The organism is Pontiella sp. (genome assembly GCF_041622395.1).
Lineage (GTDB): Bacteria > Verrucomicrobiota > Kiritimatiellia > Kiritimatiellales > Pontiellaceae > Pontiella.
The window spans coordinates 1-7,044 of sequence record NZ_JBFJYW010000209.1 but is presented as its reverse complement, the minus strand read 5'-3'; the positions used below and the strand labels follow the sequence as shown (position 1 = coordinate 7,044).

7 protein-coding genes are annotated in these 7,044 nt (G+C 56.3%); 2 read left to right on the top strand and 5 right to left on the bottom strand.

What is annotated here, in order from left to right; genetic code table 11:
* Window positions 1-41: 41 nt before the first annotated feature.
* The 3 genes from ABYO54_RS11935 to ABYO54_RS11925 are packed head-to-tail and all read right to left on the bottom strand — an operon-like array spanning window position 42 to window position 2,533.
* Window positions 42-335, bottom strand: coding sequence for a DUF4928 family protein (locus ABYO54_RS11935; RefSeq protein WP_372808481.1), 294 nt, complete (start codon window positions 333-335; stop codon window positions 42-44).
* 12 nt (window positions 336-347) lie between these two features.
* Window positions 348-1,517, bottom strand: coding sequence for a DNA cytosine methyltransferase (locus tag ABYO54_RS11930; protein ID WP_372808480.1), 1,170 nt, complete (start codon window positions 1,515-1,517; stop codon window positions 348-350).
* Between the two features lie 41 nt (window positions 1,518-1,558).
* On the bottom strand, window positions 1,559-2,533 hold the full coding sequence (locus ABYO54_RS11925; protein ID WP_372808479.1) for an SIS domain-containing protein: 975 nt from the start codon (window positions 2,531-2,533) through the stop codon (window positions 1,559-1,561).
* Window positions 2,534-2,661: 128 nt separating this feature from the next.
* On the opposite strand from ABYO54_RS11925, the gene sppA reads away from it, so the two are divergent.
* The gene (gene sppA / locus ABYO54_RS11920; protein WP_372808478.1) at window positions 2,662-3,648 is read left to right on the top strand and encodes a signal peptide peptidase SppA; all 987 of its coding nucleotides are present in this window, start codon (window positions 2,662-2,664) and stop codon (window positions 3,646-3,648) included.
* 145 nt (window positions 3,649-3,793) lie between these two features.
* Complete coding sequence (locus ABYO54_RS11915) at window positions 3,794-4,318, top strand: LysM peptidoglycan-binding domain-containing protein (protein WP_372808476.1); 525 nt, start codon at window positions 3,794-3,796, stop codon at window positions 4,316-4,318.
* Window positions 4,319-4,324: 6 nt separating this feature from the next.
* Here ABYO54_RS11915 and ABYO54_RS11910 read toward each other — a convergent pair whose 3' ends face one another.
* Window positions 4,325-6,445, bottom strand: a complete 2,121-nt coding sequence (locus tag ABYO54_RS11910; RefSeq protein WP_372808475.1) for a DNA topoisomerase IV subunit A — start codon at window positions 6,443-6,445, stop codon at window positions 4,325-4,327.
* Between the two features lie 12 nt (window positions 6,446-6,457).
* On the bottom strand, window positions 6,458-7,044 hold a 587-nt coding region (locus ABYO54_RS11905), incomplete at its 5' end, for a toprim domain-containing protein (protein ID WP_372808474.1).

The following is a 7,044-nucleotide window of genomic DNA, read 5'->3' as shown; positions in this document are numbered from 1 at the left end:
TTCCTCCCCCGGGGGAGGAAGGAAACCAAAGGAACCGGAGCCTATGCGGCATAGCTTAAACTGACGGTCGACCGGTTTAAAAACCGAGGCCACTTCTGTCCGCATTCTTCTGCAAGTACTCGGTCAATGTCATGATTTTTCAAGATTTTCTGAACTGCGGTCTTACCGAGACCCTTTACTTGTCCTGTGCTACCTGAGAGAAAATCCTCCGCATTTAACGGAAAGTCTGTGATTTGAGCGGCTCTCGTAATCACAAGTCCCATGCTCAGGAATCCTTTCTGTTTGATTCGTTTGGGAGTGGCGAATTCATGCAGAGCTTTTTCCAATGGAGTCATAGTGTTTTCCTTTTATTTAAGCTTGTCGGAAATTTCAGCAATGCAAGGGTTGAGGTAATTCTTGGCGATCCACTCGATGACCGGAACACACACGGCGTCTCCAAAACCAAAATAGGCCTGATTTGGGGGCACTTGTAATACAAAGTCATCTGCTCCCATTAAGCGGGCACACTCTCTCGCGGTGAGAAGCCGAATGTGATAGCGGCCAAACCCCGCCTTAAACAGGATCTGTTTTGCACTCCCTCCCTTTGGCGTTCGCAGGCATCCAGCGATTCCATCTGTTCTGAGTTCTGCCATACTCTTTCCATTCCGGACACGTCTGAAAACAGTTCCATACGACCATTTTTTCTGTGCAATCATTTCGGTGGCTAATGTGCTGTGTTTAGGACTCATTTGCGAAAGGAGATAACTTGCCCGTTTAACATCCCACCATAATTTGGAGTTCAGTGGTACATCTTCAATAATATCATTCAACAGATCAGTTCGCTTTGGTTCTAGGTGGAGTCTTTTTATATTCCACGTAATGTCAGGGTGTTGGTGGATGAAAGACGTAAGGGCCTTGGGTCTTAGGGTGGATTCTTCGATGGCCTGGGGATTCGGATCAAAATATAATTTCTTCTTTCCGATAATAAACAAGCGCTTTCTGCTTTGGGGGACAAAGTCCATTGCATCGATAATAAACGTGTCAACCGCATATTCGAGGTTGTTCAAGGCTTGTAGGGCTTCGTGGAAATCCTTGCCTTTGTGAGAGGTTAAAAACCCGGGAACATTTTCCAGCATTACAAGTGGAGGGCGGCGATCTTTCAATGATTTAAGAATATCGATAAATCCCCAAAATGCGGATGATTGTTTCCCTTTGTTTAAGCCAGCCCTCGCACCTGCAAGGGATAAATCAGTGCATGGGAATGACGCAGTTGCCAACAGTGCTTGTGGTAGCTTATTAGCGTCTACCTGATGTATATCACCAAGGTCGAATTCTGAATCCTTACTTCCAAAATGATCGCAGTACATTTGCTCTTTATCTGCTGCGATGTCATTTGCATATACTGCCTGCCATTCTTGACGCTCCAGAGCATATCTTACCAAGCCAATCCCTGCAAAAAACTCCATGAACGGTAGTCCAGATTTCTTCGTTTTTTCCAGACGATTACCAGTCAAGTAGAGCTGAACGGGATCATTCAACTTTAGGTTTCCAAATTTGTTTTTTGGGCTCAATAGGTTGCCTAAAGAATCTTCAGCTTCGGCATGTCCTGGATATCGACGGCGCCGACGACGCGGTTTTGGTCGTCGACCACGATCAGGTCGTCGATGTTGCATTGTTCGTAGATGTTGAGGACTTCCAGGGCGAGCATGTCGGGCTTGAGCGTTTTGGGGTTGCGCGTCATGACTTCGTCGACGGAGTGCTCGGTCAGGTTGGGGGTTTCGATGAGGTGGCGGCGGAGGTCGCCGTCGGTCATGATTCCGGCCAAGGTTTGGTCTTCGTTGACGACGGCGACGCAGCCGGCCTTGGCGCCGGTCATGGCGAGCAGCGCCTCGCGGACGAGATGTCCGGACGGGACGGTGGCGCAGCGGTTGCCGGTGCGCATGACGTCGGAGACGTGCAGCAGCAGGGTGCGGCCGATGGCGCCGCCGGGGTGGAGTTTGGCATAGTCCTCGATCTTGAAGCCGCGGGCTTCGAGCAGCACCATCGCCAGCGCGTCGCCAAGCGCCAGCGTGGCGGTGGTGCTGGTGGTCGGCGCCATGTTGAACGGGCAGGCCTCTTTCTCGACCTTGACCGAGACGATGATGTCGGCGTGTTCCGCCAGCGGGGAATCCATCACCCCGGTCAGGGCGATAATCTTGACGCCCTTGCGCTTGATCGGCTGCAGCACCGTGATCAGCTCGTCGGAGGCGCCGGAATAGCTCATCGCCAGCACGATGTCGTGGTCGGAAACAATGCCGAAGTCGCCGTGCATGGCCTCGATCGGGTGCATGGCGACGGTCGGCGTGCCGGTGCTGGTGAGCGTTGCGGCGATTTTCTTGCCGATGTGCCAGTTTTTGCCGACGCCGGTCACGACCACCTTGCCGCGTCCGTTGTCGATCGTTTCCAAAATGGCGTCGACCGCCTGGACGAAACCTTCGCCCAATTCGTTTTTCACTTTTTCGATGCCGGCCAGCTCGATGTCCAGCACTGCTCTCGCTCGTTTCAAATAGTCCAAGGTCTTCTCTCCGTTTTGCACTGATCCGGAGAAAATAGCGGATTATTTCCGGCCATTGGAATTTATTTATTCAAATAATGGGGGGAACCCTCTATGGTGTTCGGCCATTGGATTTCCAGGAGAGCAACATGGCCGAAAAAGGATCGAAGACAGGATTGTGGATCGCGGTGGCGGTTCTTGCGGCCATGCTCGCGATGAGCGGATTGATGAATCTCGGCCTGCTCGCATCGCTCGTGTCGCGGACGGCCAAGGCCGATACCGATTACCCGGTGGACGAAGAGCCCTCGTACGACGAGGTCTGGTCCTATGGATACGGCGAAACCAAGGTGGTGCGGATCGCCCTCTCCGGCGTCATCATGCGGGGCCGCCAACAGCGGTTGATCGGCTACGAACCCGACATGGTGGAAAGCATCCTCTACCAAATCCGTTGCGCCACCATCGACGAAGAGGTGAAGGCCATCCTGCTGGAGGTCGACTCCCCCGGCGGCGCCGTGACGCCCAGCGACGAAATCTACGCCGCCCTGAAGCGGTTCAAGCGGGCGGACGAGGCGCGCGTGGTGATGGTCTTTGTCCGCGACCTCGGCGCATCGGGGGCCTACTATGCCGCCATGGCGGGCGACTTCATCATGGCCGAGCCGACCGCGATCGTCGGTTCCGTCGGGGTCATCATGCAGACGCTCAACATGAAGGGGCTGGCCGACAAGGTGGGCCTCTCTTCCGTCACCATCGCCTCCGGCGAAAACAAGGATATGCTCAATCCGTTCGAGGAGGTCGACCCGAAGCACCTTGCCATGATGCAGGAGCTCGTCGACGGCATGCAGGATCGTTTTGCCTCGATCGTCGAAACCGCGCGCGGACTCGAGAGCCGCAAGCTGCTCGATGGGCGCGTCTTCAGCGCCGGGCAGGCCGTGGAGCACAATCTGATCGATGGCGTCGGCTATTTCCAGGACGCGCTCGACAAACTCGCCGACCTGTTGGACGTGGAGGATCTCTATCTGGTCCGCTACAGCGAGACGATGAGCTTCTTCGATATGCTGATGGCCTCGAAAGCCCCGTCGCTGCCCGACTTTACCGCCATGGACTCGCCCAGATTCCTTTACCTTTGGAAACCCTGAGCGCTTCGCTTGAATCTCGAATATTGAATAACGAACACCGAACCGAAGAACGAAAACGGGGATAATGGAGGAGCGGAAGCCGCTTCCTTCCGAAATTAAAGATTCCTTGTTGGACATTCCGCGGTTCCCAAATGTGGATCGAACCATGAAATATAAAACCATCGTAAGTTTATCTTCGCTTTCGGTTCTTCTTCTTGCCGGATGCGAAACCATGCAGACCCCGCAGCAGCACCGCGAGGCGCAGGCCCGGCAGCTGGCCGCCCAGCGCCATGCCGAAGAGCAAGTCTATCGCGTCAGGGGCCAGGTTGAAACCGTCGAAATGGAAAATGCGCGCATGGTGCAGGAGGTCCAGCAGTTGCGCGCGGACGTCCGCTCCCTCAACAGCCAGGTTGGCTCGCTCAACGCCAAGATGGGCGCGCTCGAAGCCAAGCAAAAGCGCGAGATGGACGAGTTGATCCGCCGCGTCGAAGCGTTGTTGAAGAAGAGCGTTGCCAGCCGCCCGTCGAGCTCGTCGCAACATCAGGGCGGCTACGAGCACGAGGTCCAATCCGGGCACACGCTTTCCACGATCGCCGCGAAATACGGCACCACGGTTTCCGCCATCATGAAGGCCAACAACCTCAAGTCCGACCAGATTTACGTGGGCCAAAAGCTGTTTATCCCGCAATAGCGCGGCTTACAGCAGCACGCCGTCGGGCATCGCGCCGTCGTTGTTGGCATCCCACCAACGGCCGGGTTCGATGCCGATATACTTGATGTTCTTGGTCGTCATCCGGTTGCCGCGCGCCTTGACGCCCTTGATGGCGATGTCGGACGGGCGGAATTTCTGCTGGTTGATGCGCTGCCCCTTGGCGGGCTGGTATTTGACGTAGATCGCCTCGGGCGTACCGTCGACGAGCAGCTTGAGCTTCGATTTTTCGCCCTGCGACAGGAAATACTCGCGGTTCATGATGGCGCCGCCGAACTGGAAGCGCTTGAGGTAGGTGACGCGGGAATCGGTGTAGACGGCGGTATACGGCCGGTCGCGGTCGAAGATTTCGCAACGCTCCAGGCTTTCGTCGACGAACAGCTTGTCGGGCGGCGGCATCACCTTGTATTTGCCGTCGTTCCAGATCACCAGCAGCTTGTCGAGCGAGGAGCATTCGAGGATGGTTTCGCCTTTGACGTTGGTGCCGATGTAGCCGTTTTCGTCGCGTTTGATCTGCAGCTCGGTGGCGGTGAGCTCGCGGACTTCGATCTCTTTGAAGCAGGCCGACTCGGTGCAGCGCGGATACTGGCCCCGGTATTCCTTGATCAGCCGCTTGAGGTAGCGGATCGCGTAGCCGTTGAGCGCGGCCAGATTCTTTTCCACCTCGGCGAGTTCGGCCAGGATCTCTTCGATATCCTTGCGGTTTTTCTCGATGTCGAACAGCGAGATGCGCTTGATGCGTACGCCCAGCAGCATTTCGATGTCTTCGTCGACGATCGCGCGCCGCAGTTGGCCTTTGAACGGCTCCAGCCCCTTGTAGATGGCTTCGTAGACCGCCTCGTAGGTTTTGCACTGCTCGATCAGTTTGTAGATGCGGTTTTCGACAAAGATCTGGACGAGGGTTTTGCCGTGGAAATCGTCGAGCAGCTTGGCTTTGCGCAGCTCCAGCTCTTTTTCCAGGATGACGAGCAACTGAGCCGTATTTTCGCGCAGCACTTCGTCGATCGTCATCTCGACCGGGCGGTTTTCGCGCAGGCAGATCAGCCGGCTCGAAACCGAGGTTTCGCATTTGGTGAAGGCATACAGCGCCTGGATGGCCTTTTCCTGCGAGGCGCCGGGGGAGAGCGTCAGTTCGATTTCCACCTTCTCGGCGGTAAAGTCGTCGATCTGCCGCACGGGCACCTTTTTCTTTTTGACCGCGTCTTCGATCGAGGCCGTCAAGGATTCCGTATTGGTGCCGTGGGGCACTTCGGTAATGACGAGTCGGTTGTTTTTGCGCATTTCGATCTTGGCGCGCAGCTTCACCTTGCCGTTGCCCTTGTTGTATTCCGAAACATCCATCAGGCCGCCGGTCTGGAAGTCCGGCAGCAGGTTGAGTTCGACGGGGGTGCGTTTCTTCTCGCGCAGGATTTCAATCTGCGCTTCGAGCAACTCGATGAAGTTGTGCGGCAGGATGCAGGTCGAAAGGCCGACGGCGATGCCGTCCGCGCCGAGCATCAGCATCAGCGGCAGCTTGCACGGCAGACTGACGGGCTCCTTGTTGCGGCCGTCGTAGCTCGGGATCCACTCGGTCAGCTCCTTGTTGAAGATCTCGTTGCGCGCCAGCGGGGTCAAGCGGCACTCGATATAACGCGAGGCGGCCGCGCGGTCGCCCGTGAAAATGTTTCCGTAGTTTCCCTGCCCTTCGATCAGGTAGCGCTTGTTGGCCAGCGTCACCAGCGCATCGGCGATCGAGGCGTCGCCGTGCGGGTGGTACTGCATCGTGTGGCCGACAATGTTGGCGACCTTGATGAAGCGGCCGTCGTCCTTCTCCTTGAGCGCATGCATGATGCGGCGCTGTACGGGCTTGAGGCCGTCTTCGAGCGCGGGAATGGCGCGGTCGCAGATGACGTAGGTCGCATATTCCAAAAAGTTTTGCCGCACCATTCTGTTGAGCGGGCCATGCTCCGCATGCAGCGGATCGAAGCCTTTCTTTTCGTCGGTTTCGGGTTCCGCATCCTCGGCGGGCTCTTCCTCCACATCGGCCGTTTCTTCTTCGGCGGCGTCGTCGGCCGGGTCTGGAATATTCCCGAACAGTTCCAATTCTTCGTCTGGTTTGTGATTAGCCATGGTTCAAATTTCCTAAAGCATTTCGGCGTCGACGACGAGGTTGTCCATGATGAAGTCGCGACGGTCGGGCGTGTTTTTGCCCATGTAAAAGGAGAGAATCTCCGAAATGGAGTGGTCGCCTTTAATGTTCACCTGCGAGAGCCGCATGCCGTCGTCGCTGATGAAATCCTTGAACTCCTTGGGCGAGATTTCCCCGAGCCCTTTGAATCGGGTGATCTCCGCGCCGCGGCCGATTTTATTGATGGCGGCGACGCGCTCTTCTTCGGAGTAGCAGTAGATCGTCTCCTTCTTGTTGCGCACGCGGAACAGCGGCGTTTCGAGAATCTTCAAGTGCCCTTCGCGCACGAGCGACTCGAAGAAGCGCAGGAAAAAGGTGATCATCAGGTTGCGGATGTGCAGGCCGTCGACGTCGGCGTCGGTGGCGAGGATGACGTGGTTGTAGCGCAGGTTGTCGAGGTTTTCCTCGATGTTGAGGCCGCGCATCAGGTTGTAGATCTCCACGTTTTTGTAGAGCGCGTCGCGCTTGAGGTCGCAAACGTTGAGCGGCTTTCCCTTGAGGGTGTAGATCGCCTGGTTGTTGGCATCGCGGCAACTGACGA

Bases quoted from the DNA above. Each gene is read 5' to 3' on its own strand.
- sppA (WP_372808478.1), top strand. From the start codon at position 2,662: ATGGCCGAAAAAGGATCGAAGACAGGATTGTGGATCGCGGTGGCGGTT.
- ABYO54_RS11915 (WP_372808476.1), top strand. From the start codon at position 3,794: ATGAAATATAAAACCATCGTAAGTTTATCTTCGCTTTCGGTTCTTCTT.
- ABYO54_RS11910 (WP_372808475.1), bottom strand. From the start codon at position 6,445: ATGGCTAATCACAAACCAGACGAAGAATTGGAACTGTTCGGGAATATT.
- ABYO54_RS11935 (WP_372808481.1), bottom strand. From the start codon at position 335: ATGACTCCATTGGAAAAAGCTCTGCATGAATTCGCCACTCCCAAACGA.